Here is a 24,592-nt window from a genome sequence, read left to right on the forward strand (position 1 = left end):
CTGAGCTGGGACTTCAGCGAGCCTCCAGCGGGCGTGGCCGGGGCGGGTCAACGCTGCCACGCAATCATCTCCCCTGGAGGGACGTGCGCCCATGGCTGCCCAAATCACTGCGCTGCTGGTCCTCGCCCTGGCCTTCCTGATCGCGACCGTGCGGCCCGTCCATCTGGGCGCGTTGTCACTGGCCGCGGCGTTGGCCGTGGGCACCGGGCTCGCCGGCCTGGAGGTCAAGGACATCCTCGCCGGTTTTCCCGTCGACATCCTGTTGTTGCTGCTCGGGGTCACGCTGCTGTTCGGCATCGCCAGGGCCAACGACACCCTGGACTGGGTCATCGACCGGTCGCTACGGCTGATCGGGAACCGTACGACGTTGGTGCCGTTGCTGTTCTTCGTGCTCTCGGCCGGGATCGCCAGCCTCGGTTCGCCGTTGGCGGCGATCGTGCTCATCCCGGTCTCGGTGTCCTTCGCCGGGCGCAACCGGCTCAGTCCGGTCGTGCTGGCGTTGGCGACCACCACCGGGGGGTCGGCCGGCGCGTTCGCCCCGACCAGCTTGTTCGGGCTGATCACGGCCGGCACCGCCGAGGGGAGCGGGATCGACTTCGACGGGTTGTTCCTGTTCGCCTCGGCGCTGGCGGTCAACCTGGTGCTGTTCGTCGCCTCGTGGATGCTGTTCGGGAAGTACCTGGTCAAGGACGCTCCCACGGCGGACGAGAGCTCCTCCAGCGGGCCTTCGGCCGACGTTGAGCCGGATCCGTTACCGGGCTCGGGCGGCGGCGCCACGGCGACCGTCACCCGGGTGTCCGCACCGTCGGTCGCCGCTCCGGTCAAGCTGAACAGCTACCAGCTGGCCACGGTCGCGTCGCTGCTGCTGTTGGTCTGCTCGGTCATCGGGCTGGCGTTCTTCGGCGTCGACCTGCACGTCGGGGCGACCGCGCTGGGGCTGAGCGTGCTGCTGATGCTGGCCTTCACGAAGGAGACCTCCGAGGCCGTCAAACGGGTCGACTGGTCGACGATCCTGCTGGTCGGCGGCATCACGACCTACGTCGGCGTGCTGGACCACATGGGCGCGGTGAAGTCCGTCGCCGACCTGGGCACCAAGATCTCCAGCCCGCTGCTGGCCGCGTTCGCGCTGTGCGTGTGCGGGGCGCTGATCTCGGCCGTCGGCTCGACCACCGCGCTGCTGGCGATCATCATCCCGCTGGCGTTGCCGCTGGTCGAGGCCGGTGGGGTGCCGGCGGTGGGGGTGATCTGCGCGCTGGCCCTGTCCTCGTCGCTGGTCGACATCAGCCCGCTGTCGACCGTCGGCGCCACAGCGGTCGGCGCCGTCGACGAGTCGATCCGCCCCCAGGTCCGGCGATTCCTGTTCCAGTGGGGTTTCTCGATGGTGATCATCGGCCCGGTCCTGCTGTGTGCTTTCCTGGTGCTGCCCGGCTATCTCGCCGGCTGAGTTTCCCCGTTCACGGGGACCATTTCCCGAATTCCTGGGACCACTCGGTACCTACGCTGGGATCCGTTACCACAAAGGTACTGATTCCACGGAGGTCCTGTGAGATTCGGAAAAATGGTGGCGGCCCTGCTCGGGGCGGCCGGAATACTGGTGGCACCGGCGACCGTCGCCCAGGCGGCGCCGGTGTCGTCGTGTGCGCCGACCGATGAAGCCGCCTGGACGGGCAGCTTCGTCGGCCCGCACACCGACGAGCGCACCGGCACCGTGTCCGACCAGGAGATCCGGACGTTCCGGTCCACCGTCGACGGCATCTTCAGGGTCGGGTTCGACGGCGCCATGGGAAGCCCCGGCGGCTTCGCCTACGCGTGGGCCGACACCTCCACGGGCCTGCTGCGCCAACTCGAACCCGACCACCCGATCCTGGGCCTGGAGACCACCTCGGCGACCTGCGACGCGGGCGGCGACGTCGTCAGCTTCGCCGGAACCTACTACCACTTCTACAACTGGGCTTCCTGCGCGTTCTGCGTGACCTGGGGAACCTTCGAGGTCACCCGGGTCTGACAACGACACCGGCCCGGCGGCACAGTGCCGCCGGGCCGGGGCCGACCTACTTCCTGTCCTTGAGACCGAAGGCGAGCATCACCACGCCCTTGTCGGTCGGGTAGAACGGGTAGTAGCCGGCCATCACGTACACCATGCCGTTCGCGATGACCGCGCCGCCGTTGCCGGACAGGGCACTGCCCCGGCCGGGGACGCCGTTGACGCCCTGGAAGTCGCGGACCGCGTCGTAGGTGTAGAGGATCTCACCGGTCCTCGACGAGAAGACCCGGAACTTGCCGTCGCCGCTGCCCTCGTAGATCAGGCCCGGGGTGCCGCTGGGCGCCGGGGTGAAGATCGCCGTGCAGATGTCCGGGTGCGGGGCGGCGCCGCCGGTCTCGCAGCCGTCCGCGGGATGCGGTGTCTGCCAGACGATCCTGCCGTTGGTGGCGTCCAACTTGAACAGTTTCGCCGGGTGGTCGTACCAGGTCGCCCCGTAGAGGTAGCGGCCGTCGAACACGCTGCCCCACTGCACGCCGACGCCGCCGAGCGGGCCGGGCGCGACCTCGGTCTTCCACACGACGCGGCCGGAGCGGGCGTCGAAGGCGTAGAACATGCCGTTCTTCTGCCCGATCGTGACCAGTGTCCGGCCCCGGACCTCGATGACGTTGGCCGACGCGCCGAAGTCGGCGTCCAGCGCGTAGGTGCCCTTGCCGGGGCAGTACTCGCCGGGATCGTCGTCCTCGCAGGCGGTGGTGTAGGTGTCGGGGAAGGTCATCCGGTTCTTCCAGCGGACCTTGCCGGTGTCCATGCTCAGCGCGATGACGCTGTTGATGTCACCTTCCATACCGGTGGTGTTCTGCCCGGTACCGACGAAGATCGTGCGGGTGCGCAGGTCGGCGACCGGGCTGGACCAGACGCTGCCGCCGGACGGGGCGAACTTCGTCGCGCCGCTGGGCCAGGTGCCGACCGGCTCGGCCGGGCGCAGGGTGTAGTAGTTCCAGATCACCTTGCCGGTGCGGGTGTCCAGCGCGAGGACCTGACCGCGGTGCTTGCAGCACGGGTAGTTCTGGTCGCGGACGTACCCTGCCTCCAAAGTGGACACCCCGACGAACAGCCGGTTCCCGACGACCAGCGGGGAGCTGGTCATCACCGAGTTCGGCTGGGTGCTGGCCCGGCTGATCCACGCGACCTCGCCGGTCTCGCGGTACAGCGCGAACACCCGCCCGGTCGAGTCCCCGAAGTAGACCTTGTTCCCGGCGACGGCCGCGCCGTCCCGGATCCCGTTGGGCGACCCGTCCGGCAACGGCCCGGTCACGGCGGCCGCGTCGTAGCTCCAGCGGGTCTTGCCGCTGCGGGCGTCGAGCGCGACGAACTTCCCGTCCGGCCCGCCGACGTAGAGCACGCCGTCGGCCACCGCCGGCTGACTACCGACCCGCGAGTACGGCACGTTGCCGAACGTGTAGGCCCATTTCAGTTCCAGCTGGTCGACGTTCCGCGGGGTGATCGTGCGCTCGTTGGCGTTGTAGCGCGTACCCGAGGTGTTGAGCGACCAGGTTGGCCAGTCCGATGAGCGCCCGTGGTGCTGGGAACCGGCGTCGCCGACCGCGGCCGTCGGCCCGGACGCGGCGGCGACCCCTAACGCGGCGAACGTGACAACGGAGAGCCCGGCGACGAACGCCCTGGCCCTTCGCCGTACGCTCCTGGGGCTGCGTAACTGCACGACACCTCCCGGTGTGAGTCCATAAAGGTCCAGAAAACGATGATCCCCGTCCGGCACGCCGAACGGGGATCTCTCGACCACGCCAACTGGTTGCCTGTCAGCGTTCCTTGAGTGTCGACTATGGACGTTCGAGGACCAGCAGCTCACTGGTCTCGTACCGCGGGCCCTCGTCGAGGGTCGGCAGCGCCGCCTCGATCCTGGCGAACCCGTCCGCGACGGCCTCGGCGTCGAGGTGCTCGAACACCGACACCGCCCGCAACCGCAGCCGCTCCAGGTCCTGGGCCAGGCTCGGCGACCGCAGCCAGGTGACCCGCTCCCGCCCGGCGACCGTCCAGCCGGCGCCGGTGAAGTCGGCCAGCACCTCGCCCTCGGTCCGGAACTGCGCCCGGTCGGCCGCCAGCCACGCCGGCACCACCCGCAACCACCACACGTCCGGCATGGCATCGGCCAGCTTCACCTGCACGAACAGTCGCCCACCCGGCCGCACCACCCGGTGCAGCTCCCGCGCCCCGGCCACCGGATCCGCGACGTGATGCCACACGGAGAACACCAGCGCCGCGTCCACGGCGGCGTCCGGCAACGGGATACTCTCCGCCGCCCCCGCCAGGTACTCGACCCCTTCCCGCACCGGCGCCTGCTCCCGCATCCGCGTCGACGGTTCGACCCCGTCCACGGGCCCGCCGAACGCCTCCGCCAACGCCGGCGTCAGTCGACCGGTTCCCGAGCCGAGGTCGAGCCAGCTCACCGGCCGCGCCGCCGGCAGGGACCGGGCGAAGGCCGCCGTCCAGGCGTCCAGCGCCTCGCCGGACATCCCGCGCCCGGCGGCGTAGACGGCGTGCAGTCGCGTGTCGTAGTCGATTTTCTCCATGTCCGTGCACTTCAGCTCAACGGACGTGAGCGGGGCGTCACGCCGGCGGTTCGACGACCAGCCGGGCGTCGGTGACGTTGTCGAACCGGGGGTCACCGCCCCGGACGAGGACGTGGTGGCGCGTGACGATCGCCTGGTAGACCCACAGCGGTCCCGCCGGCCCGAGGTCCTCGGGTTCGAGCCGTCGGCCGGCCGGCAGGCGCGCGTCAAGGAGCCCGACGGCGGCCGGACGGTCGTGCTCGTCGACCAGACCGGCCCTCGCCTCCAGGTAGAGGGCCTCGGCCCCACCGACGGGTGCGTTGGTGTCGAAGATCGTGACCGACACCGTCGGGCGGGCCGCGATGTTGCGGGAGTGCCGACTGTCCGGTGCGGACACCCAGACCACACGGTGGGTCCCGTCGGGGGCGTAGAACACCGGCGTGACCCACGGGTCGCCCGCCGGGCCGGCGGTGCCCAGGACGAGATAGCGGTGCTCGGCGAGCAGCCGGGGAACGGTGTCCCACATCAGACGGGCCGGTACCGCACGTTGATCTCCGAGGTGGGGTCGACGTCGCCGGCCAGGTGCAGGCGGATCGGCGTGGCGCCCGGGTTGTCGTAGAGCCGGATGCCCTCGCCGAGCAGGACCGGGGCGATGTGCAGGTCGATCTCGTCGATCAGGCCCAGTGCGAGCAGTTGCCGCCCGACGGTCGGCGACAGCACCTCGAGGTTCTTGCCGCCGGCCGCCGCCAGTCCGATCCGCACCGCCTCGGCCGGGTCGCAGGTCAGGAAGGTGACGCCGTCGGCCGGGACGGCGTCCTCGGGGTGGTGGGTGAGCACGAAGATCGGCCCGTCCCAGCCGTCGCCGTACGGACGGTGACCGGCCGCGACGGCCAGGTCCCAGCCGTCGCGTCCACCCAGGACGGCCCCGGTGGTGGCGATGTACTCGTCGATCAGCCCGGGGCGGTTGGTGAGGCCGGCCAGCCAGTCCATCGAGTGGCCGGGCCCGGCGACGAACCCGTCCAGGGTCATCGAGAAGTGCCAGAGCACCTTGCCGTCAGCGGTCTGCGGCTCGGGGTCGTGCATGCGTCGCCTCCTCTGTTCGCGTGTCGCGACCGATCCTCGTTCCGCGTGCCACGGCCATCAACGACGAGATTCGGCATGATTGTTCAGCCATGCTGAATAATGGGGGCATGGAACGGCAGGAGATCGAGGTGTTCCTCACGCTGACCGAGGAACTGCACTTCGCCAGGACCGCCGAGCGCCTGCGGCTCGCGCCGGCCTCGATCAGTCAGACGATCAGGAAGCTGGAGCGCCGGTTCGGCGCGCCGCTGTTCGTCCGCACCACCAGACACGTGGCCCTGACCCCCCTCGGCCGCCAACTACGCGACGACCTCGGCCCCGCCTACGCCCAGGTCCAGGCCGCCATCGAACGCACCACCGCCACCGCCCGAGGCGACACCGGCGAACTGCGCCTGGGCTACATGTCCGCCGCCGTCGCACCCCGGCTGCTCGAACTGGTGTGCGTCCTGCGCACCCGGTCACCCGGCGTCGACGTCACCATCGCCGAAACCACCCTGGCCGACCTGTACGGCCCGCTGCGGCGCGGCGAGGTCGACCTGTCGGTCCTGCCACTGCCCGTCACCGAACCCGACCTCACCGTCGGCCCGGTGCTCCTGTCGGAGGCCGCCCTGCTCGCGGTCGCCGCCGACCACCCCCTCGCCACCCACCCGGTGATCACCCCCGACGACCTGACCGGCCAGACCTTCCTGTTCGCCCAGGGCCTCCCCGAGTACTGGATCGACCACCACCGACCAACCCCCGCCCCGATCGACCCGGTGCCCGGCTTCCAGGAGATGCTGGCCTACGCCGCCTCCGGCCACGGCGTCGCCATCGTCGGCGCCCAGGTCGAGGCGCTCTACCCCCGGCCGAACCTGGTCTGCGTCCCCGTCGCCGGCGACCCCACCTTCGACTACGCCCTGGTCTGGCGCACCGAGGACCTCAGCCCCCTGGCCGCCACCTTCCTCCGCCACATCGAGACGTGACCCCGGATCACGTCTCCCACTCCAGCTCGACCGGCGTGAGCCCCTGGTAACGCCGCACCGCGTCCTCGACGGACCGGTGGACGGTGACCGTGCTCCTGCCGTCCCCGTCACGGCGGAAGGTGACGACGTCGCGCCCGGACGCCAGCTCGATGTCCAGCCCGTAGGCAACGACCCGGTCGCGGTCCTCGGCGCTGACCAGGGCGAAAGGTATGGCGGTCATGACAGTTCTCCAGGTTTCGTCTCGAAAGGCCAGTTGTTCGCGATCTCGTCACCGAGCCAGCGGTACAGAACGTCGTCGTCGATCTCGCCCGGTAACTCCAGATCGAGACAACAACCGGCCGGCACCGGCCCGGCCACCACCGCCACCGCGACACCGCCGTCCTCACCGAATCCGGTTGTCACAATGTGAAACCCGTCGCCGGCCGGTCCGCGCCAGGCCCAGGTGTTTCCGCGAACCAACGTCCGTCGCCACTGGACGATCCCGGCGGCCAACACCGCGGGATCGGAATTCCGCAGCCGCACCAACGCCGACACCACCCCACCGGCATCAACCCCGATCCGCACCGACGACATCTCCACATCGACCGGGCACCGGACGAACAACTCCCGAACCGCCGCCAACGGCCCCAGGAACCGCTGCGACCCGCTCACCGGAAACACTCCCGCCGGCTCACCAGAACCGGAACCCGCGCACCGGAAACCCCTGTCCCAGCGGGCGCGTCCACCAACGGCGGCAACCACTCGTCGGGCGTGGGAAGCGTCAGCAGCGCCCGAAGAATCCACACCATGCTCACGTTCGCCGCACCCGCGTTGCACCCGTACCACCAGTGCACCCGCCCCGGCGCGAACACATCCTCACCATCGCCGCCCGGCGTCCGATAGGCATGCGTCCCCCACTCGTCGGTGAGCACGACGACGTCCGAAACACCGCCCCACCGCAGGACCCCGGCCAACACCTCCGGCCCGTACCGATCCGGCCGGAACTGGTGCCACAGATACCCACGCCGCCCCGCCTCCGCGATGAGCGCGTCGAACTCGTTCATGAACGTCTCGCCTCCCCGCACGCTGTCGACAGGAACCGTAAGAGCGAGGTCGTCCGCCTTCCCCAACAATGTGTTGGGGTGGTTACGCTGGGATTTGTGAGGCTGAACGACGAAGCGACCGTCGGCGAACGGATCGCGTACCACCGCCGGCGTCGGGGGATGACGCAGGAAGTGTTGTGTGGCCTGGTCGGGGGTCGCTCGACCGAGTGGTTGCGTCAGATCGAGAACGGCAAGCGCGAGGTGGACAGACTGTCCACCATCGTGGCTGTAGCCGAGGCGTTGCGGATCAGTCCGTCGGCGTTGTTGCCGGGGCCGTTCCGAACGCGTTCGACGCGCGCTGATTCGTTGGGGACCGCGCCGAACTCGGTGCCGGAGATCGAGGCGGCGATGTTCCGGTACGACGGTGTCGCCGGGCTGGTCGGTGTCCCGGACCGGATATCGGTGTCGCCGGACGATCTTCGGCGGCGGACGGCGACGGCGTTCGTGTGCTCGCAGACCGAGCGGTGGTCGGAGATGGCGCCGCTCGTTCCCGACCTGATCGCCGACGCCTGGCACCTGGTGCGCGACGCGACCACCGACGAGCAACGCCGGGCGGCCCATGCGGCGCAGGCGCTGGTCTACCGGGTCACCTCCGGCATGCTCGACCGCCTCGGCGAGACCCACCTGCCCTGGGTGGCCGCCGAACGTTCCATGCACGCGGCCGAGTTGTCCGGTGACCGGCTGCTGGTCGCCGGCGGGGCGTGGCGGATGGCGGTCGTCCTGCGGCACGCGGGGCGGCTGGTCGAGTCGACGGACGCGCCGGTCGCCGCCGCCGACGCGTTGCGGCCGCACCTCGACTCCCCGCAGGCCTACAGTGTGTACGGCTCGCTGATGCTCAAGGGCGCCGTTGGCGCGGCGACGCTCGGTGACCACGCCAGCGCCCACGACTACCTGAACGAGGCATCCCGGGCGGCGACCGTCACCGGCGACCGCAACGACCACTGGCTCGCCTTCGGCCCGACGAACGTCGCCATCCACCGCGTGTGGCTCTCCCTGGAACTCGGCGACCCCACCCGGGCCACCGACCAGGCCACCTCGGTCCGCCACGACCGGCTACCGCCGGAACTGGCCGAACGCCGGGCCTCCCACCTGATCACCGTCGCCTGGGCCAACTACCTGCGCCGCCGGGACCGCGAGGCGGTCACCGTCCTGAGATCGGCCCGCTCCGCCGCCCCGGAACAGCTCATCTTCACCCGCCGGGTCCACGCGATGTTGCGCGGCATCACCCGCCGCGCCCCCCGCTCCCTCCAATCCGACGTCCGCGACCTGACCGAGTTCGTCGGAATGCCCACCTGACAAAGGAGAACAGTGCGGTCCGAACGAGGTCGAGTCTTCCGTGAAGCGTGGATCTCCGGCGTGCGCAAGCACTTTCCCGGTGAACCCAAGCCGGGTTACGTCGCCCCCTGGGACGAGACGCCCGACTGGGAACGCGAGGCGGCGACGGCGGTCCACAACCAGGTGGCGGCCTTCGTCGCCGCGACCGGTGGGGCAACTGCGAAGCTGAGTCGCGAGCAGAAGGGGCGCTTCGTCGCGATCTGCTGGGTCGGGCAGATCCACAAGCACTTCGCCGACCCGAAACCCGGTTACGTCGCCGACTGGGCCGATCTGCCGGAATGGCAACGCGAAACCGACGCCGACATCTTCGAACACATCGAACAGGGTTTGTGAACGCGCGATCCGCGAACACCCCGGCTTCACCGCCGACGAGTTGGCGACGACGCTGCTTCGAGACACCACACGGCTACACCCTCATCGACAAGCACGACACCGGGGCGCGCGTGCGCGACCTGCTCACCCAGGCGCGGGTCGTCCGCGAACTCGTTGTCAAGCACCCAAGGCGGACGGGGGCCGGAGGCTCAGCCGGTGAGGATGAGGGGCGTGGAGCCGAAACGGTTCGCGAGGAGGTCGTCGAGCAGGTCAGGCAGTTCGGCGGACAGGAGCTTGTCCGTGCACTGCCGCAACGCGTCCGCCGGCCACCAGCGACGTTCGATCAGCCCGACCTTCTCGTTCTCGGTAGGCCTGAGCGCGACTTGCGGCGCGGTGCTGGGGGTGCGACCGAGGAACACGTGCTCGACGCGGTGGTGGTCGCGGCCCTGGTACCGGAAGCGGGATTCGCGCACCCACAACTCCCGGCCCAGAGAGGGGAGCATGATCCCGGTCTCCTCGGCGACTTCGCGGCGGGCCGCGGCCTGGAGGTCCTCGCCGTCGTCCACGCCGCCGCCGGGCAGCTCCCACCAGTGGTGACCGGGGTCGGCGGGGTCGAGGGCGTGGATGAGCAGCACGCGGTCGTCGGGGTCCAGCAGCAGGACACGGGCGCCGATGCGGGGCGTAACGGTGCTGGTCGAGTCGGTCATCGGGCGGCTGGTCCTCGCGGTCTCGGCTGACGGGCGGGTGGTCCGGCAGCCGACCGCGAACCGGCCGGTGGTGGGTCAGAACAGGGTGGGCTCCGGCTCGGCAGGCGTGGCCGCCGCGACGGGGTCCGACGTTAGCAGCGTGCCGGTGGCGGTCAGCGCCAGCCGCGCGGCGATCCCCGCCCGGGTGTGCCGGACGGGGATCGGCCCCAGGGCTCAGACGGTGAAGATGGCGGCGATGTAGCCGACCACCGCGATGATGGCGCCGTAGGTGCGGACCTGGTGGGCGATGTGCCAGATGTGCCGCTTCTTCGCCCACTGCTCGTCCTCGACGTTCTCGATGCTCCATTTCTCGATCTGGCGCCAGATGGGGCGGTTGACGCCTTCGGAGGCGAGGCCGACGATGAGCATGCCGACCGAGCCGATGATGAACAGGGCGGCCGAGCCGCCGGAGGTGGTGGCGAAGGCGGCGATGACGCCGACGCCGGCGGCGATGACGCCGTTCCACACGGCGATGGGGTGGAACACGTGCATGTCGATCCGTTGGCAGGTGCTGACGTACTGGCTGTACGGCAGGCCGTTGAGCAGCGGCAGGATCGACAGTTTCATGATCCAGAGCGTGCCGAGCTGGATGCCGGACGCGGCCAGCACCCAGACGCTCATGATGGTGAGGGCGGTTGTCATCTTCTCTCCCGGGTCAGCTGGCGCGGCGTAGAGCCTTGTTGGCCGTCTCTTCGCGGATCTCGAACTTGATCGACTTCGCCTCGGTCATGCAGGCGCGCATCGGGCCGGCCAAGTCGCGGTGGCCGGGACTCCGCTCCCACTCCACGAAGTGCTCCAGGGATTCCCACTCGCTGGTGATCAGCCACTGCTCGGGGTCCGCCGGGGACTGGCAGACCTGGTCCAGCACGTGGCCGGGCACCCCGCCGGCGACCTGGTACCGGATCCGCTCGTAGGCCGCCAGGAAACGCTCCACGTTCTCCGCCGGCACGCGGACCAGGAACACGATCCGTGCCCTACTCATGACGCCTCCTCGTACCGGCCCACCACGAGCGCGGTGTTGTATCCGTCGTAACCCCGTGCGTTCACCACCGCCAGCGACGTGCGTCGCGCGGTCGGCTCGGTCACGAAGTTCAGTTCGCAGCCGGGCGCGACCTCGGTCAGGCCGTGGGTGGCCGGCAGGACGTCGTAGCGCATCGCCTGCAACGCGGTCGCCACGTCCAGCGCCGCGCCGCCCTGGTAGAGGCGGCCCAGCTGGCCCTTCTGGGTGGTGACCGGCACCTGGTCGCCGAACACCTCGCGGATGGCGGCCGCCTCGACCCGGTCGCACTCCGGCACGCCGACGGCGTCCGGGAACACGACGTCCACATCGGACGCCGCGCGGTCGGCGCGTTCCAGGGCGACCCGCAGGGCGCGGGCCACCTGGGCCTGGTCACCGCCGTCGCCGGGGCGGGTGGCGCGGCCGTCGTGGGTGGCCGACCAGCCCAGCACCTCGCCGTAGATGTCGGCGCCGCGTTCGCGCGCGTGGTCGAGGTCCTCGACCAGCAGCACCGCCCCGCCCTCGCCGACGACGTAGCCCGCCGCGCCGGGCGCGAAGGGCCGGTAGGCGGTCGCCGGGTCGGTGCCGGTCGACAGTCTCCTGGTCGACAGCTGGCAGGTCAGGGCGTAGGGCGACAGCGGGCCCTCGGTGCCGCCGGCCAGCACGACCTTCGTGCCGCGGCGGATCGTCCTGGCCGCCTGGGCGAAGCTGTCCAGGCCACCGGCGCTCTCCGCCACCAGCACGCTGCACTGGCCCTTGAGCTGGTGCAGGATCGAGATCTGGCCGACGCTCGCCGCGTAGAACCAGGCGATCGACTGGTACACGCTCACCGCGCCGTCCGGCTCCGACCACAGCGACTGCAGCTCGCCCTGACCGAACTCGTTGCCGCCCGAGGACGACGCCAGCGCGACGGCCGTCTCGTACGGGTCCATCGTGGACAGGTCGACGGCCGAGTCGGACAGCGCCTCCTGGGCGGCGGCGAAACCGTGCCAGGTCCAGCGGTCGGTGGCGACCTTGAGCCGGGGGTTGACGAACTCGTCCGGGTCGAAGTCGGGGACCTCGCCGGCCAGTGTCACCGGGTAGCTCGACGGGTCGAACCGGGAGATCCGGCCCAGCCGCGACGCACCGTCCATGATGGACTTCCAGTGCGCGTCGGCGCCGACACCCGACGGCGCGACGACCCCGAGGCCCGTGATCACCGCACGAGCTGTCATGACGCCTCCTTCAAGCGGCTGAACACCATCGCCGACTGGAACCCGCCGAACCCGCTGCCCACCGACAGCGCCACGTCGACCTTGTGCTCGCGGGCGGTGTTGGGCGTGTAGTCCAGGTCGCACTCCGGGTCGCGCTGCGCCCAGTTCGCGGTCGGCGCGACCGTGTTGCGGTCGATGGTCAGCGCGCACGCGGCCATCTCGATCGCGCCGATCGCGCCGAGCGAATGCCCGATCATCGACTTGATCGAGCTGACCGGTGTGCGGTACGCGTGGTCGCCGAGCGCCTTCTTGAACGCCGCCGTCTCGTGCCGGTCGTTCTGCTTGGTGCCCGAGCCGTGCGCGCAGATGTAGTCCACGTCGGTCGGGTTGGTGCGGCCCTGGTCGAGCGACACCCGGATCGCCTCGGCCATCTCCAGCCCGTCGGGGCGCAGCCCGGTCATGTGGAAACCGTTGGAGCGGCTGGCGTACCCGGTGACCTCGCAGTAGATCTTCGCGCCCCGGGCCAGGGCGTGGCCGAGCTCCTCCAGGATCAGCACCGCGCCGCCCTCACCCATGACGAAACCCTTGCGGGTGGCGTCGAACGGGCGGGAGGCGTGCTCGGGGTCGTCGTTCTCCGGCGTGGTGGCCTTGATCGCGTCGAACGAGGACACGGTGACCGGCGAGATCGGGCTGTCCGACGCGCCGGCGATGATCACGTCGGCCTCGCCGTCCTGCACCAGGTGCCAGGCGTAGCCGATGGCGTCGATGCCCGAGGTGCAGCCGGTGGACACGACCTGGGTCGGGCCGTGGGTGCCGTAGCGGTGCGCGATGTCGGCGGCCAGCGAGGAGGGCACCAGCGCCTGGTAGAGGAACGGGCCGGCGTAGGTGTGGTCGACCAGCCAGTCCCGGCCGGTGTTGGACACCGCGACGTACTCGTCCTCCAGCGCCATCGTGCCGCCGACGGCCGAGCCCATGACCACGCCGGTGTTGTCCAGCGTCTTCTCGTCCAGCTCCAGGCCGGAGTCGGCCAGCGCCTCACCGGCGCAGGCGAGTCCGAACTGGACGTACCGGTCGGCCCGCCGGATCTCCTGGGCGCTCAGCCCGGCGGCCACCGGGTCGAAGTCGGCCTCGGCGGCCACCCGCGACCGGAACTTGGTGGCGTCGAAGAAACTGATCTTCCTGGTGGCCGTCTTCCCGGCCGTCAGGGTCGACCAGAACCCCTCACGGGTCACGCCACCGGGGGCGACAACGCCGACCCCGGTGACCACGACCCGGCGGTGTTTGATGGTCGCTCCCGCGACTCCGCTCAGACGCCGCCTTCCCTCCTCACGTGCTCGGCGCTGGCGCGCCTGCGCGCGTTCGTCAGTCCAGGCGGCGTCCGCTCCGTCGCTCCCGCTCCGGTGTCCGCTCATGCCGCCTTCGTCTCCCTCTCCGCGAGGATCCGCGCGGCGTACTCGGCGGCCTCCTCGCGGGTCTCGGTGTCCACGTGGCCCAGCTCCGGCCGGGGCGCGAGCGGACCGAGGTGGAACACCGCGAAGACCTCGCCGCCGCCGACGTTGCGCAGGCGGTGGCGGGTGTCCTTGGGCACCAGGATCGCCGTGCCGGCCGGCACCGGGACGATCTCGCCGTCGATGTCGGCCTCCAGCTCACCGGAGATGCAGAAGACGAACTCCTCGCTGTACGGGTGGTAGTGCTCGGCGATCGCCTCGCCGGCCTTGAGGGTGGCGCCGCCCATGAAACCCGAGGTCGAGCCGACCGTGCGCGGGGAGAGCAGCGTCTGGATCGTGCCGCCCCGCCGGTGGTCTTGCGGGCAGTCGTGGAGCGAGACCGTGCGCTGGGCGCTGGCCCGCCGCGAGTGGTACGCCTTCTCGATCTTGTCCTTGATGATCTGCAGCTGCACCTTGGAGTTCTTGTTGATGTTGTTGACCATCCACTCGTCGTCCACCGGCGCGGTGTCCTTCATGTGGAAGTCCTGCACCCAGCGCAGGACGATGCCGCCCTCGACCTCCTCGTAGAACCATTCGAGGATCATGAACTCGAACGGCCCGGTCTCGATGCGGTGCGACTTCGTGCGCTTCTCGTCGAGGAACTTCGTCCGCTCGCTGACCCAGCTCCACACCTGCCCGTTGTCGTCCGGGTGCATCGTGAGCCGGAAGGTGATCGTGTCGCCCTCCTGGCTCACCACCTCGGTCGCGGCGTACTCGGTGAACAGGTTGGGCCAGTTCGGCACGTCGTTGGTGATGTCCCAGACGAGCTGGAACGGCGCCTCGATGCGGATCTGGTTGTCGGTGTGCCCAGCCATCTCGAATCTTCCCCTTTACGCTGCCTGCTCGTTGGCGTTGTTGATGAACTCGACGATCTCGCCGACGTTGAGGCTGCCGCTCTCGTCGGGGATCTCGACCCCGTACTGCTTGGTGATCACGATCTGGAGTTCCAGGACGGCCAGGGAGTCCAGGCCGAGGTCCTCCAGCGAGTTCTCCGGCGTGTCGGCCAGCGTCCGGGGGGCCAGGCCGACCTTCTTCACCAGGATCGTCTCGATGTCGTCGAACGACACGTTCGCCATCGCGGTGGGCTCCTTATTTCTCGTAGGTGTAGAAGCAACGAGCCTGGGCATCCTTGGGCGAACGCCAGGTCGACAGGTACGGGGAGATGAACTCGCTGAGCTTCTCGGAGATCCCGACGAACTCCGGGTGTCCCTTGATGCGGTTGATCGTTTCCTGGCCGGGCTCGGCGGTCTCCAGCAGCTGGATGTAGACATCGCCGAGCGTCCACAGTGACCGGTGCTCGACGCCGGCGATCCCCGGCAGCTCCGTCGCGTCGGAGTCGGCCCAGATCTGCGCGACCTTGTCCTGCGAGTCGGGCATGATGCGAGCGACGATGAGTGATCGGTGCATGCCATTCTCCAACTTCGACAGCGCGGGCTTCTTATCGCAAGAATGCGTGTTCACCGGTCCCAGGGGCATGAGTCGACTGTCCCGGTGGGCTGGGCAGAAGGCCCGGTTCCACCATTTTTCGAGTGCCCGTCGACCGAAACGAACGATGCCGGTCCGAACAATGTCGGACCGGCATCAGGGAAATGTCAGCGAGGTGTTCAGCGGCAGTCCAGGACGAGCTTTCCGGTGATGCCGCGCTCGGCCCGGGCGAGCGCCTCTGGCGCCTGGGCCAGCGGCAGCGTGGAGATCTCCCGGGGGGCGATCTTGTCTGCGGCCAGCAGGTTCAGGACCTGCGCCAGGTCCTCGCGGTAGGCGTGCGGCTGCGACTTCTCCAGCGACCAGGCGTTGTAGAAGCCGGTGCGCCGGCCGTCCGGACGCAGCTTGGGCAGCACCAGCCCGCCGAGGAAACCGACCGCGCCGATCGCCATGTTGCGCCTGCCGTCACGCAGCACGTCGTTCTGGCCGTAGGCGACCAGCCGCCCGCCCCGGGCCAGCACGCTGTAGGACCGCCAGAAGTGCGGCCCGCCGACCGCGTCGAACGCCGCGTCCACGGTGCCGTTGCGGTGGTAGGCGGTGGTGGCGTTGAGCTGGCTGCCCTCGTCGGCGGTGCCGCGCACGATGTTGGCGAAGTCCTCGTGGCGGTAGTCGATGGCGACCGCGCCGTGACGGCGCAGCAGCGGCAGGTTCGCCGCCGAGGCCGTGCCGAACACCGTCACCCCGCCGATGTGCTCGGCGAGCTGCAGGAACGCCAGGCCGACGCCGCCGGACGCGCCGTGCACCAGGATCCGCTGCCCGGAGGTGACCTTCGCGACCCGGTGCAGCATCTGGTGGGCGATGAAGTAGTTGAGCGACACGGCGGCGACCCCGATCGGGTCGACGCCCTCGGGCACTGGCACGAGGCGCGCGGCCGGCAGGTTGATGGCGGTCGCGTAGCCGCCGGACACCACCAGCGCCGCCACCCGCTGGCCGACCTCCAGACCGGTCACGCCGGCGCCGAGCGACTCGACGACGCCGACCAGGTCACAGCCGGGGGTGTAGGGCGCCTTGGGTCCGCCGGGGACAACGCCCCGCTGGAAGAGCACGTCCCCGTAGGAGACTCCGGCGGCCTCGACCCGCACCCGCGCGTGACCGGCGGGCGGTGCCTCCAGGTCCGTCTCCCGGACTTCGAGGCAGTCGGTCGGCTGCCGGTTGACGGCGAACACCTGGGTCGTATGCATCTTCGGCCTCCGTCAACGGAATACAGGTATGTCAACTGAACAATTTAATGGAGGTCGGCACCCGGTTGACCCGGGAACTTGTCACCGCGAAGTCGGGACCGCCGTCGGGTGGCGCCGGGAAAAGCGCGTGTGACGGTGGACTGGACTGTGTATTCGGCTGTTCATGCGCGGAGGTCGTAGATGTCCGAAGAGAACATCGAACTGGTCCGGTTCGTGACCGAAGAAGGGCTCAACAAGGGGAACCTCGGATTCATCAACGACGTTTTCGCCGACGACTACGAGGTGCACACCGCCGGCCTGCAACTGCCGAAGGGGCCGACGGCGTTCAAGATGGCCGTCGAGTTCTGGAAGCGGGCCTTCCCGGACTTCACCTGCGGCATCCAGGAGATGTTCGCCGCCGGTGACCTGGTCGGCCTGCGTTTCCGCACCACCGGCACGCACACCGGGCCGCTGATGTGGATGCCGCCCACCCACGGCACGTTCGTCGTCGAGGGCGTCGACCTGCACCGGGTGCGCGACGGCAAGGTCACCGAGTCGTGGATCAGCGACGACTTCCCGAGGATCCTGTTCGAGCTGGGGATCGTCGAGGAGCCCAAGCCCCCGGTCGGCGCCGGCGGCCCGCCCCAGGGCGTGGCGATCCCGGAAGCGAAAGCAAGCTGATGGCCGCCAAGATCGCGTTCGTCGGCCTCGGCGCGATGGGCGGGGGCATGGTCTCGCGCCTGCTCGCGTCCGGGGCGAACGTCACGGTCTACAACCGCACCCGCTCCCGGGGCGAGGCCCTGGCCGCCGAGGGCGCGGTCCTGGCGACGACCCCGGCGGCGGCCGCGCAGGGCGCCGACGTGGTGTTCCTGTCGCTGGCGACCAGCGAGGTCGTCGAGCGGCTGCTGTTCGGCGAGCACGGCGTGGTCGAGGGCCTGCCGGAGGGCGCGATCGTGGCGGACCTGTCGACCGTGGCGCCCGACTTCGCCGTCGGGTTGCAGAAGCGGCTGGCCGGCACCGGCCACCGGGCGCTGGACGCGTGCGTGCTCGGCAACGCCCAGCACGCCAAGGACGGCGAACTGCGGTTCATGATCGGCGGCGCGGCCGAGGACGTCGCGGCCCTGCGGCCGGCGATCGAGCCGCTGGCCAAGGAGGTCGTGCATCTGGGCCGCGGCGGCATGGGCGCCACGGCCAAGCTGGCGTTGAACCTGCTGATGGGCGTCCAGATGCAGGCACTGGTCGAGGCGGTCGCGTTCGGCGAGCGGGCCGGCCTGGACCGGGGGACGCTGATCCGGCTGATCGCCGCCGGCGGGTACAGCAGCCCGATGATGAAGTTCAAGGCCGGGGTGATGGCCAGGCGCGCGTTCGAGAAGCCGGACTTCCGCCTGAAGCTGATGCGCAAGGACCTCGGCCTGGTCCTCGACGAGACCCAGCGCCTCGGCGTCCCCATGCCGACCACGGCCGCCAGCCACGACTGGCTCACCGCCGCGCAGAACCGCGGCCTCGGCGAACACGACGTCGCGGCGCTGCTGGCGTACATGGAGACGGTGTCCGGTCTCGATGACTATCCGTGGCCGGGTGAGGCCGCGTAGTGCCCGCGGGGGCGTCGAGAAAAAAGTTTGGCCGGTCTCGTATCCAGCGGGGCCGGCCGCTCTCTTTACTCATGGGGGTTACGAAGACCGCGCCCGCTTTGGGGAGGGCGGGAGCGGTCTCCGGCCTGAGGGGGGAGAGGGGCCGTCTTCGTCGGGGGAGTGACGAAGACGGCCTTTCGTCCGTTCCCGGTGTCGAGTCGCCTGACAACCTTCTGGGGGGTCCAGAGGGTTGGGGTGGGCATGAGTGTCGTGAACCCGGGGGACACGGTGCCCTCGGCGAAGGTGGTCGTGTCCGATCACGTCAGCTTCGAGCAGTTCGTGGTGTCCCGGTCGCGGGCGCTGCTGCGGACCGCGTACCTGCTCACCCAGGACCGTCACCTCGCCGAGGACCTGGTGCAGACGTCGCTGGCCAAGTGGTGGGCGGCCCGCCGTCGGGTGACCGGCGACCCGGAGCCGTACGTGCGCCGGATCATGGTGAACGAGTTCGCGTCGGGCTGGCGGCGTCGCTGGCGCGGAGAACGTCCGACCGCCGAACCGCCGGACACCCACGGCCCGGCCATCGAACCGCACACCGACCTGTGGGCCGCGCTGGCCAACCTGCCGCGCCGGCAACGCGCGGTGATCGTGCTGCGGTTCTTCGACGACCTCACCGAGGCCGACACCGCGAAGACCCTCGGGGTGAGCGTCGGCACCGTCAAGAGCCAGACCGCCAGGGCACTGGCCACACTCCGCATCGACCCCCTCCTGAAGGCGGACTGACATGAACGTCACCGACCTGCGCACCTCGCTGCGCGACCGAGCCGACACCGTCACCGATCCCGACCCTGGGGCGCGGGCCACCCAGGTCCAGGCCAGGATCCGCGCCCTGCGCCGGCGCCGGGTCACCGGCGTCGCGGCGCTCACCGTCGGCACCCTGGCCGTGGTCGGCACCGCCGGGTTCCTGTCGGCCCGCGAACCGGACGGCGCCGAGATCGCCGGCCAGGACCCGGCCGCCACCACGATCACGCACGAGAACTTCGTGTCCCACAGCGGCGCCTACGACCTGATCGGCGCCACCATGGGCAAGCCGGGTGAGTCGACACTGGAGGTCACGATTCCGGCACCCAAGGGGAAGGTCCGGATCATGATGGTCTGTTACGGCGACCTGGAAGGCCCCGACCACTGGGTGTCCGGCTACACCGGTGACAGCCGCCCCGACCGCCCGGACAGCAACTGGTGCGGCGGTGAACCCACCACCCCGGTGGTGCCGGCGTTGACCGGCACGGCACCCGGGCCCTACTCCTACGACCCGGGCCTCACCGCCCAGCCAGAAGGCGACCAGCTGACCGTGCACGTCGAGTTGACCCAGGAGGTCGACAAGAACGGCAACCCCATCGAGAACCCGGACGACACGGGCACCTACGTCCCCGTCAGCGACCCCAACGTGGTCCTGGGCGTCGGCATCTACTCGATCGCTCCCCCGGAGACGACGGTCGCCGGCGCCGAGATCCCGTCCCTGATCGGCCTGGACGGCGAGGACTACGCCTACCGGGAACACCGCACGTCTCGGCTGGGGGAACGCGAGCTGACCTGGGAAATCCCGGCGTCGGACACGGTCCGCCACTACGACGTCGTCGCCAAGGACTCCCGGTCCCCCGGTGTGACGGGCGCCGGCGTGGAAGCGGTCCTCGACGGCACGTCGTGCCGGTTCAACTACGGATTGCCGACTTTCCGCGCCGGCGGCTGCCTGCTCGACCCCGGCGAACCGCACACGATCACCGTGACGATCCCCGAACAGCAGCCACCGGCCACCGCCGAACTCGGCATCGTCCTGTACGAGAAGGTCCGGCCGTGAGCGAGCTACTGTCGTAGGGGTGTTCGCGGAACTGCCTGTCCTGCATGTACCCCGGGTCCTCGCTGTGGTGCCCGAGCGGGTGTGGACCGACGCCGAGTGGGAGCGCATCAGCGCCGGTGTGCGGTCGACGATGATGGAGGAGCGGTGGAACCTCTACGCGGACGGTGACGTGGTCGTCCTGCACCGCAGTTGGACCGGGTTCCGCATCTTCGAGTTGACGTTCTCGCCGGTGCCCGGCGGTGGGCGGAGGATCACCTCGGCGGTGGTCGAGGGTGACGGGGTGCACTACCGGGCCCGCGGCGACGAGCACGAGCGGCTGATGGTCGAGATCGTCCTGGACAGTGTCGTGTTCGAGGTGCGTCGCCGGGACCTGTCGGCGGTCTACGACGCGTTGCCGTTCGACTACTCGTAGGCGATGGCGGCCAGCACGTTGACCTTCGCCGCCCTGGTGGAGGGGGCGAGGGCGGCGATGAGGCCGGCGGCGACGGCGAGGCCGAGGAACACGGCCAGCGACGTCCACGGGACGGCCAGTTCGGCCAGGCCCGCCACCGAGACGAACGCCGCTCCGGCGAGGCCGCCGAACGCCAGGCCGAGCAGGCCGCCGAACACCGACATCACCAGGGACTCGGCGACGACCATGTGCACCATGTGGGAGCGGCGCATGCCGATCGCGCGCAGCAGACCCAACTCCCTGGTTCGCTCCAAAATGGACAGTGCCATGGTGTTGATGATGCCCAGGATGCCGATCACCACCGACAGGCCCAGCAGCACGTAGAGCATGATCTCGGCGATGTCGAACCGGCTGGCCGAGTCGGTCGCCAGCTGGGTCTGGTCGGCGACCGTCACCTCCGGGTTGTCGGCCACCAGCTCGCTCACCGCCGCCTTCACCGTCGCCACGTCCGCGTCCGGCGCCAGCTCGACGTAGCCCAGCGCCGGCAGCGCCGAGACGAACCGCTCGGTCGCCGCCTCCGGCGTCAGCACCGGGCCGGTCAGCAGGAAGTTCGGCTCGTAGCTGCCGACGATCCGGTACTCCTGCCAGCCGCCGCGTTGGGTCGCCACGCGGGCGGTGTCGCCGACGGCCCAGCCCTGCGCGCCCAGCGTGTCGGTGTCGACGACGATCTCGTCGGGGCCCGACAGGCGCAAGGTGCCGTCGACGGTCTTCAGGCCCAGCACCGATTCCAGTGTGGACAGGTCACCGGCGTTGGCGGGGCTCTGGCCGCCGGGCAGCTCGACGGTGTCAACGTACTGGGCGGTCGCGCCCGCCACGCCCGGCAGACCGGCGGCCTCCTCGACCACCGACGCCTCGAACGTCGGCATGATCCGGCCGTCGGCGGCGGTCGGCGGACCGCCGGAGCCGCCGCCGGCCCGCGCGCTCACCCCGTCACCGGAGATCACCAGGTCGGCGGCGAGGTCGGTGGACACCAGAGCGGACACGTCGCGGCGCAGCGACTCCGCCACCACCCCCACCCCGCCGACCAGACCGAGGGTGACCACCAGGGTGGCCACGGTGATCGCGGTGCGGCGCGGGTTGCGGGCGGCGTTGAGACGACCGAGCCGGCCGGGTGTCGACCAGCCAAGCAGCCGGCCGACCACCGGCAGCAGGACCTTGCTGGCCGCCGGGGTGAGCAGCGCCAGGCCGACCAGGCCCAGCACCACCCCACCGCCCAGCGCCGCCCAGCGCAGGTCGCCGACCACGTCGAGCACGGCGCCGAGGATGCCGGCGACACCGAGCACCGCCGGGACCGCGCCGGCCACGGTGATCCTGGTCAGCGAACGCTGCTCGGCGGCCGACGCGCGCATCGCCGCGACCGGCGGGACCCGCGACGCGCGCAGCGCCGGGACCAGCGCGGCGACCAGCGTCACCAGCACACCCACACCGAAGGCCGCCAGCAGGTCGGGCACCGGCACGATCAGCCCGACCGGCAGCTGCGCCCCGCTCTGCGCCTCCATCACCGCCTTCAGGCCGGTCGAGACCGCCACCCCCAGGCCGATCCCGACGGCCGAGGCGAGCACGCCGACCAGCGCCGCCTCCACCAGCACCGAGCCGACGATCTGCCGTCGCCGCGCACCCAGCGCGGCGACCAGCGCCAGCTCGCCGGTGCGCTGGGCGACCAGGATGGAGAACGTGTTGAGGATCAGGAAGATCCCGACCAGCAGCGACAGCCCGGAGAACGCCAGCAGCACGATCCGCACGATGTCCAGGAACGCCCGCCCGTCGGCCGCGGTCTGCGCCGCCAACTCGTCGCCGGTGCGCACCTGGTAGCCATCGCCCAGCAGGGCGGCGATCTCGTCGCGCAGCGTCTCGTTGGGCACGGTGTCCCTGGCGGTCAGCGTCAACGACGAGTACACGCCGGTCTCGCCGAGCATCAGCCGCTGGGCGACCGGCTCGGTGAACGCGACCTCGGTGCTGCCGCCCATGGTGCCCGTACCGTTGCTGTAGCCGTAGACGCCGACGACCCGGAACGTCGTCCTGGGCTCCAGGGTCAGCACGTCGATCGTGCCGCCGACCCGGTAGCCGCCCAGCTCGGCCAGCCCGGCGTTGATGGCGACCTCGTCGTCGGCGGTCGGGCCGCGGCCCTCGCGCAGTTCGACCAGGCCGGTCTCGCCCTGCCAGGCCACCCCCAGCCGGGGCGGGCCCTGCACGGAGATCACCTTGCCGTCGGCGCCGACCGGGCGGGCGCCGTCGGCCGACACCTCGCCGGTGATCGCGTCGATCCCGGCGACCCCGGCCAACTCCTCCACCACCGACGCCGGGACCGGCGGCGTGAACGTGGTCTCGCCGCCGACGTTGGGCGCCGAGGACACCGAGACGTCCACATCGGACGTCGTGGTCTCGAAGATCGAGTCGAAGCCGCTGCCGATGGTGGCGGTGGTGACCATCGCGGCGGACACCGCGGTCACCCCGAGCACCACCGCGAGCCCGGCGAGCATCAGCCGCAGCTTGCGGGCCAGCAGGCCCTTGAGGGTCGCCTTGAGCATGGTCCTACCTCGAATCGAACGTGTCGAGCGCCTTCATCGTGTCGAGCACGGCCTCGGCGTCCGGGTCGTGCAGCTCGTGCACCATCCGGCCGTCGAGCAGGAAGATCACCCGGTCGGCGTACGCGGCGGCGTTGGCGTCGTGGGTGACCATCACGATCGTCTGGTGGAACTGTTCGACCGAGCGGCTCAGGAAGCCGAGGATCTCGTTGCCGGAACGGGAGTCCAGGTTGCCGGTCGGCTCGTCGGCGAAGATCACGTCCGGCTTGGGCAGCAGCGCCCGCGCGCACGCCACCCGCTGCTGCTGGCCGCCGGAGAGCTCGCTGGGCCGGTGGGTGAGCCGGTCGGACAGGCCCACCGCGTCGACGACCGTGTCGAACCACGCCGGGTCCGGCTTGCGGTTGGCGATCGCCAGCGGCAGCGTGATGTTCTCCTCGGCGGTCAGCGTCGGCAGCAGGTTGAACTGCTGGAAGACGAACCCGACGCGGTTGCGCCGCAGGTCGGCCAGGCCCTTGTCGTTCAGGCCGGTCAACCGGGTCTCGCCGATCCACACCTCGCCGGAGTCCACTGTGTCCAGTCCGGCCAGGCAGTGCATCAGCGTCGACTTGCCGGAACCGGAGGGCCCCATGATCGCGGTGAACCGTCCACGTTGGACGTCGACGGACAGGTCGTCGAGCGCGGTCACCGCGGCGGCGCCGGCACCGTAGGCCTTGGTCACCCCGACCGCGCGGGCCGCGAGTCCGGTGATCGTCTCCTGGGTCACGGTGGTCATCACGACTCCTGGGTCACGGTGAGCGTGGACGGTTGGCGGGTGCGCCGGGAGATCCGGCCCCACGGCTTGGCGACCGACAGGATCGCCGCGAACAGCGTGATGCCGGCGATCACCGAGAGCATCCCGATCAGGCTGGCGCCCTCGCCGGCCGTCAACGCGTCCGCCTCGGCGAGGTCGGCGGTCTCCCGCATGGTGTTCTGCAGGGTGTAGGTGCCGGCGAGCAGCAGCGCGCACCCGATCGCCAGCTTCACCACCACCCAGTAGTACTTGAACAGGCCCCATTTGGTGCCCAGGCCGAGCACCAGGCCGCTGAGCAGCATCAGCACGGTCGCCGGCAGGAAGAACGTCTCCGCCAGCAGCACGGCGGCGCCGTGCGCGGTCCGCACGGTGGTGGCGTCCTCGGCGGCCAGGCCGATGGCCGTCAGCCCGAGCACGCACACCTCGATGCCCAACCAGCCGACCGCGCTCACGATGTGCGTGATCTGCCAGACCTTGCGGGGAACGCCGTGCAGCGGCTTGACCATGGTCCTACCCGTCCCGTTCCGCGTCACCGTTGCACCCCCCAGGGTGGTGGCCCCCACTGACGAACCCCTCGACCCCCTCGGCGCAGCACGGCGGCGTGCACGAACACGCTGCCCCACAGCACCAGCATCGGCCCGGCCGGCCAGAAGAACGGCACGCCGGAGGCGACCCAGCGCACGACCAGCAGCACCGAGAGCACGGCGACGATCGTCGCGTGCACCCGCAGCCTCGTGGGGGCGCCGGCGAAACGCCGGGCTGGCGAGGGGTTCGGTGCCGGCTCGCCCGGCAGGTCGGCCACGAACCGGTCCAGCTCGTGGCGGTAGGTGGTGGCGTAGATCAGGTTCATGCGCTCGTCGGCCTCGGCGAGGGTCAGTCGGCCCTCGCCGGCGGCGTCGCTCACCATCTTGGTGACACGCTCCCGCTCGGCGTCCGAGGCGCGGACGGGGTTGCCCGGCCGCTTCCGCTCGCTTGGCTCGTTCATGACTACCAATGTCCTCGCCAACAGCGGT

Annotated in this window: 30 protein-coding genes; 10 read left to right on the forward strand and 20 right to left on the reverse strand. The window is 70.5% G+C overall.

Going from position 1 to position 24,592, the window contains the following annotated elements:
* The first annotated feature begins 91 nt into the window (after positions 1 to 91).
* Both BLA60_RS34355 and BLA60_RS34360 read left to right on the forward strand, forming a co-directional pair.
* The gene (locus BLA60_RS34355) at positions 92 to 1,444 is read left to right on the forward strand and encodes an SLC13 family permease (protein ID WP_075137223.1); all 1,353 of its coding nucleotides are present in this window, start codon (positions 92 to 94) and stop codon (positions 1,442 to 1,444) included.
* A gap of 99 nt (positions 1,445 to 1,543) precedes the next feature.
* The gene (locus BLA60_RS34360) at positions 1,544 to 2,005 is read left to right on the forward strand and encodes a hypothetical protein (protein WP_154814808.1); all 462 of its coding nucleotides are present in this window, start codon (positions 1,544 to 1,546) and stop codon (positions 2,003 to 2,005) included.
* A gap of 46 nt (positions 2,006 to 2,051) precedes the next feature.
* Here BLA60_RS34360 and BLA60_RS34365 read toward each other — a convergent pair whose 3' ends face one another.
* The 4 genes from BLA60_RS34365 to BLA60_RS34380 all read right to left on the reverse strand — a co-directional run bounded on the left by BLA60_RS34365 (position 2,052) and on the right by BLA60_RS34380 (position 5,634).
* Positions 2,052 to 3,704: an outer membrane protein assembly factor BamB family protein gene (locus tag BLA60_RS34365; RefSeq protein WP_075137225.1), complete on the reverse strand. Its 1,653-nt coding sequence runs from the start codon at positions 3,702 to 3,704 to the stop codon at positions 2,052 to 2,054.
* A 118-nt stretch (positions 3,705 to 3,822) separates the two neighbouring features.
* The gene (locus BLA60_RS45915; protein WP_075137226.1) at positions 3,823 to 4,572 is read right to left on the reverse strand and encodes a class I SAM-dependent methyltransferase; all 750 of its coding nucleotides are present in this window, start codon (positions 4,570 to 4,572) and stop codon (positions 3,823 to 3,825) included.
* Between the two features lie 37 nt (positions 4,573 to 4,609).
* Positions 4,610 to 5,077: a pyridoxamine 5'-phosphate oxidase family protein gene (locus BLA60_RS34375; protein WP_075137227.1), complete on the reverse strand. Its 468-nt coding sequence runs from the start codon at positions 5,075 to 5,077 to the stop codon at positions 4,610 to 4,612.
* Positions 5,077 to 5,634: a dihydrofolate reductase family protein gene (locus BLA60_RS34380; protein WP_075137228.1), complete on the reverse strand. Its 558-nt coding sequence runs from the start codon at positions 5,632 to 5,634 to the stop codon at positions 5,077 to 5,079. Before BLA60_RS34380 ends, BLA60_RS34375 begins: the two co-directional genes overlap by 1 nt.
* 107 nt (positions 5,635 to 5,741) lie before the next feature.
* Between BLA60_RS34380 and BLA60_RS34385 the strand changes: the two genes are divergently transcribed.
* A complete protein-coding gene (locus tag BLA60_RS34385; RefSeq protein WP_075137229.1) occupies positions 5,742 to 6,593 on the forward strand; it encodes a LysR family transcriptional regulator in 852 nt (283 codons plus the stop codon).
* 7 nt (positions 6,594 to 6,600) lie between these two features.
* Here BLA60_RS34385 and BLA60_RS34390 read toward each other — a convergent pair whose 3' ends face one another.
* The 3 genes from BLA60_RS34390 to BLA60_RS44395 all read right to left on the reverse strand — a co-directional run bounded on the left by BLA60_RS34390 (position 6,601) and on the right by BLA60_RS44395 (position 7,705).
* On the reverse strand, positions 6,601 to 6,813 hold the full coding sequence (locus BLA60_RS34390) for a hypothetical protein (protein WP_075137230.1): 213 nt from the start codon (positions 6,811 to 6,813) through the stop codon (positions 6,601 to 6,603).
* Positions 6,810 to 7,166 carry a hypothetical protein gene (locus BLA60_RS44390; protein ID WP_162293050.1) on the reverse strand — a complete coding sequence of 119 codons (357 nt, stop codon included), beginning with the start codon at positions 7,164 to 7,166 and terminating at the stop codon, positions 6,810 to 6,812. Before BLA60_RS44390 ends, BLA60_RS34390 begins: the two co-directional genes overlap by 4 nt.
* A gap of 74 nt (positions 7,167 to 7,240) precedes the next feature.
* Positions 7,241 to 7,705: a hypothetical protein gene (locus BLA60_RS44395; protein ID WP_162293051.1), complete on the reverse strand. Its 465-nt coding sequence runs from the start codon at positions 7,703 to 7,705 to the stop codon at positions 7,241 to 7,243.
* Between the two features lie 27 nt (positions 7,706 to 7,732).
* Here BLA60_RS44395 and BLA60_RS44400 point away from each other — a divergent pair, with 27 nt between their 5' ends.
* Both BLA60_RS44400 and BLA60_RS34410 read left to right on the forward strand, forming a co-directional pair.
* Positions 7,733 to 8,971, forward strand: coding sequence for a helix-turn-helix domain-containing protein (locus BLA60_RS44400; RefSeq protein WP_075137233.1), 1,239 nt, complete (start codon positions 7,733 to 7,735; stop codon positions 8,969 to 8,971).
* A 12-nt stretch (positions 8,972 to 8,983) separates the two neighbouring features.
* A complete protein-coding gene (locus BLA60_RS34410) occupies positions 8,984 to 9,343 on the forward strand; it encodes a hypothetical protein (RefSeq protein ID WP_075137234.1) in 360 nt (119 codons plus the stop codon).
* Positions 9,344 to 9,531: 188 nt separating this feature from the next.
* On the opposite strand, the gene BLA60_RS34415 is transcribed toward BLA60_RS34410, so the two are convergent.
* The 9 genes from BLA60_RS34415 to BLA60_RS34460 form a co-directional block, all read right to left on the reverse strand.
* Positions 9,532 to 10,029 carry an NUDIX hydrolase gene (locus tag BLA60_RS34415; RefSeq protein ID WP_075137235.1) on the reverse strand — a complete coding sequence of 166 codons (498 nt, stop codon included), beginning with the start codon at positions 10,027 to 10,029 and terminating at the stop codon, positions 9,532 to 9,534.
* Between the two features lie 213 nt (positions 10,030 to 10,242).
* The gene (locus BLA60_RS34425; RefSeq protein WP_075137237.1) at positions 10,243 to 10,710 is read right to left on the reverse strand and encodes a hypothetical protein; all 468 of its coding nucleotides are present in this window, start codon (positions 10,708 to 10,710) and stop codon (positions 10,243 to 10,245) included.
* Positions 10,711 to 10,723: 13 nt separating this feature from the next.
* Positions 10,724 to 11,050, reverse strand: a complete 327-nt coding sequence (locus BLA60_RS34430) for an antibiotic biosynthesis monooxygenase family protein (protein WP_075137238.1) — start codon at positions 11,048 to 11,050, stop codon at positions 10,724 to 10,726.
* Positions 11,047 to 12,279: a beta-ketoacyl synthase N-terminal-like domain-containing protein gene (locus tag BLA60_RS34435; RefSeq protein ID WP_075137239.1), complete on the reverse strand. Its 1,233-nt coding sequence runs from the start codon at positions 12,277 to 12,279 to the stop codon at positions 11,047 to 11,049. The genes BLA60_RS34430 and BLA60_RS34435 overlap by 4 nt, the downstream gene beginning before the upstream one ends.
* Positions 12,276 to 13,544: a beta-ketoacyl-[acyl-carrier-protein] synthase family protein gene (locus tag BLA60_RS34440; RefSeq protein WP_075137290.1), complete on the reverse strand. Its 1,269-nt coding sequence runs from the start codon at positions 13,542 to 13,544 to the stop codon at positions 12,276 to 12,278. Before BLA60_RS34440 ends, BLA60_RS34435 begins: the two co-directional genes overlap by 4 nt.
* A 122-nt stretch (positions 13,545 to 13,666) precedes the next feature.
* Positions 13,667 to 14,560 carry a cupin domain-containing protein gene (locus BLA60_RS46460; RefSeq protein WP_075137240.1) on the reverse strand — a complete coding sequence of 298 codons (894 nt, stop codon included), beginning with the start codon at positions 14,558 to 14,560 and terminating at the stop codon, positions 13,667 to 13,669.
* A gap of 15 nt (positions 14,561 to 14,575) precedes the next feature.
* Positions 14,576 to 14,821 carry a phosphopantetheine-binding protein gene (locus tag BLA60_RS43870; protein ID WP_075137241.1) on the reverse strand — a complete coding sequence of 82 codons (246 nt, stop codon included), beginning with the start codon at positions 14,819 to 14,821 and terminating at the stop codon, positions 14,576 to 14,578.
* A 13-nt stretch (positions 14,822 to 14,834) separates the two neighbouring features.
* Positions 14,835 to 15,152 (reverse strand): TcmI family type II polyketide cyclase, encoded by a 318-nt coding sequence (locus BLA60_RS34455; RefSeq protein ID WP_075137242.1) that lies wholly within the window; start codon positions 15,150 to 15,152, stop codon positions 14,835 to 14,837.
* 197 nt (positions 15,153 to 15,349) lie between these two features.
* Entirely contained in the window at positions 15,350 to 16,408 is a 1,059-nt protein-coding gene (locus tag BLA60_RS34460) for a medium chain dehydrogenase/reductase family protein (protein ID WP_075137243.1), read from the reverse strand.
* A 180-nt stretch (positions 16,409 to 16,588) separates the two neighbouring features.
* On the opposite strand from BLA60_RS34460, the gene BLA60_RS34465 reads away from it, so the two are divergent.
* The 5 genes from BLA60_RS34465 to BLA60_RS34485 all read left to right on the forward strand — a co-directional run bounded on the left by BLA60_RS34465 (position 16,589) and on the right by BLA60_RS34485 (position 20,225).
* Entirely contained in the window at positions 16,589 to 17,068 is a 480-nt protein-coding gene (locus BLA60_RS34465) for an ester cyclase (protein WP_075137244.1), read from the forward strand.
* Complete coding sequence (locus BLA60_RS34470) at positions 17,068 to 17,979, forward strand: NAD(P)-dependent oxidoreductase (RefSeq protein ID WP_075137245.1); 912 nt, start codon at positions 17,068 to 17,070, stop codon at positions 17,977 to 17,979. Before BLA60_RS34465 ends, BLA60_RS34470 begins: the two co-directional genes overlap by 1 nt.
* 240 nt (positions 17,980 to 18,219) lie before the next feature.
* A complete protein-coding gene (locus tag BLA60_RS34475; protein ID WP_084735704.1) occupies positions 18,220 to 18,738 on the forward strand; it encodes a SigE family RNA polymerase sigma factor in 519 nt (172 codons plus the stop codon).
* A 1-nt stretch (position 18,739) separates the two neighbouring features.
* A complete protein-coding gene (locus tag BLA60_RS34480; RefSeq protein WP_075137246.1) occupies positions 18,740 to 19,813 on the forward strand; it encodes a hypothetical protein in 1,074 nt (357 codons plus the stop codon).
* A gap of 19 nt (positions 19,814 to 19,832) precedes the next feature.
* Entirely contained in the window at positions 19,833 to 20,225 is a 393-nt protein-coding gene (locus BLA60_RS34485; RefSeq protein ID WP_075137247.1) for a hypothetical protein, read from the forward strand.
* On the opposite strand, the gene BLA60_RS34490 is transcribed toward BLA60_RS34485, so the two are convergent.
* The 4 genes from BLA60_RS34490 to BLA60_RS34505 are packed head-to-tail and all read right to left on the reverse strand — an operon-like array spanning position 20,216 to position 24,564.
* Entirely contained in the window at positions 20,216 to 22,792 is a 2,577-nt protein-coding gene (locus BLA60_RS34490; RefSeq protein ID WP_075137248.1) for an ABC transporter permease, read from the reverse strand. The two genes, BLA60_RS34485 and BLA60_RS34490, sit on opposite strands and share 10 nt — an antisense overlap.
* Before the next feature lie 4 nt (positions 22,793 to 22,796).
* Positions 22,797 to 23,561, reverse strand: coding sequence for an ABC transporter ATP-binding protein (locus BLA60_RS34495; protein ID WP_075137249.1), 765 nt, complete (start codon positions 23,559 to 23,561; stop codon positions 22,797 to 22,799).
* The gene (locus BLA60_RS34500) at positions 23,561 to 24,112 is read right to left on the reverse strand and encodes a hypothetical protein (RefSeq protein ID WP_154814811.1); all 552 of its coding nucleotides are present in this window, start codon (positions 24,110 to 24,112) and stop codon (positions 23,561 to 23,563) included. The genes BLA60_RS34495 and BLA60_RS34500 overlap by 1 nt, the downstream gene beginning before the upstream one ends.
* Positions 24,109 to 24,564: a DUF1707 SHOCT-like domain-containing protein gene (locus BLA60_RS34505; protein ID WP_075137251.1), complete on the reverse strand. Its 456-nt coding sequence runs from the start codon at positions 24,562 to 24,564 to the stop codon at positions 24,109 to 24,111. The genes BLA60_RS34500 and BLA60_RS34505 overlap by 4 nt, the downstream gene beginning before the upstream one ends.
* Between the last annotated feature and the right edge of the window lie 28 nt (positions 24,565 to 24,592).

The organism is Actinophytocola xinjiangensis, assembly GCF_001921215.1.
In the GTDB taxonomy this organism is placed as follows: Bacteria; Actinomycetota; Actinomycetes; order Mycobacteriales; family Pseudonocardiaceae; genus Actinophytocola; species Actinophytocola xinjiangensis.

Bases quoted from the DNA above. Each gene is read 5' to 3' on its own strand.
- BLA60_RS34355 (WP_075137223.1), top strand. From the start codon at position 92: ATGGCTGCCCAAATCACTGCGCTGCTGGTCCTCGCCCTGGCCTTCCTG.
- BLA60_RS45915 (WP_075137226.1), bottom strand. From the start codon at position 4,572: ATGGAGAAAATCGACTACGACACGCGACTGCACGCCGTCTACGCCGCC.
- BLA60_RS34375 (WP_075137227.1), bottom strand. From the start codon at position 5,077: ATGTGGGACACCGTTCCCCGGCTGCTCGCCGAGCACCGCTATCTCGTC.
- BLA60_RS34380 (WP_075137228.1), bottom strand. From the start codon at position 5,634: ATGCACGACCCCGAGCCGCAGACCGCTGACGGCAAGGTGCTCTGGCAC.
- BLA60_RS34385 (WP_075137229.1), top strand. From the start codon at position 5,742: ATGGAACGGCAGGAGATCGAGGTGTTCCTCACGCTGACCGAGGAACTG.
- BLA60_RS34390 (WP_075137230.1), bottom strand. From the start codon at position 6,813: ATGACCGCCATACCTTTCGCCCTGGTCAGCGCCGAGGACCGCGACCGG.
- BLA60_RS44390 (WP_162293050.1), bottom strand. From the start codon at position 7,166: ATGTCGTCGGTGCGGATCGGGGTTGATGCCGGTGGGGTGGTGTCGGCG.
- BLA60_RS34415 (WP_075137235.1), bottom strand. From the start codon at position 10,029: ATGACCGACTCGACCAGCACCGTTACGCCCCGCATCGGCGCCCGTGTC.
- BLA60_RS34425 (WP_075137237.1), bottom strand. From the start codon at position 10,710: ATGACAACCGCCCTCACCATCATGAGCGTCTGGGTGCTGGCCGCGTCC.
- BLA60_RS34430 (WP_075137238.1), bottom strand. From the start codon at position 11,050: ATGAGTAGGGCACGGATCGTGTTCCTGGTCCGCGTGCCGGCGGAGAAC.
- BLA60_RS34435 (WP_075137239.1), bottom strand. From the start codon at position 12,279: ATGACAGCTCGTGCGGTGATCACGGGCCTCGGGGTCGTCGCGCCGTCG.
- BLA60_RS46460 (WP_075137240.1), bottom strand. From the start codon at position 14,560: ATGGCTGGGCACACCGACAACCAGATCCGCATCGAGGCGCCGTTCCAG.
- BLA60_RS43870 (WP_075137241.1), bottom strand. From the start codon at position 14,821: ATGGCGAACGTGTCGTTCGACGACATCGAGACGATCCTGGTGAAGAAG.
- BLA60_RS34455 (WP_075137242.1), bottom strand. From the start codon at position 15,152: ATGCACCGATCACTCATCGTCGCTCGCATCATGCCCGACTCGCAGGAC.
- BLA60_RS34460 (WP_075137243.1), bottom strand. From the start codon at position 16,408: ATGCATACGACCCAGGTGTTCGCCGTCAACCGGCAGCCGACCGACTGC.
- BLA60_RS34465 (WP_075137244.1), top strand. From the start codon at position 16,589: ATGTCCGAAGAGAACATCGAACTGGTCCGGTTCGTGACCGAAGAAGGG.
- BLA60_RS34470 (WP_075137245.1), top strand. From the start codon at position 17,068: ATGGCCGCCAAGATCGCGTTCGTCGGCCTCGGCGCGATGGGCGGGGGC.
- BLA60_RS34475 (WP_084735704.1), top strand. From the start codon at position 18,220: ATGAGTGTCGTGAACCCGGGGGACACGGTGCCCTCGGCGAAGGTGGTC.
- BLA60_RS34480 (WP_075137246.1), top strand. From the start codon at position 18,740: ATGAACGTCACCGACCTGCGCACCTCGCTGCGCGACCGAGCCGACACC.
- BLA60_RS34490 (WP_075137248.1), bottom strand. From the start codon at position 22,792: ATGCTCAAGGCGACCCTCAAGGGCCTGCTGGCCCGCAAGCTGCGGCTG.
- BLA60_RS34495 (WP_075137249.1), bottom strand. From the start codon at position 23,561: ATGACCACCGTGACCCAGGAGACGATCACCGGACTCGCGGCCCGCGCG.
- BLA60_RS34505 (WP_075137251.1), bottom strand. From the start codon at position 24,564: ATGAACGAGCCAAGCGAGCGGAAGCGGCCGGGCAACCCCGTCCGCGCC.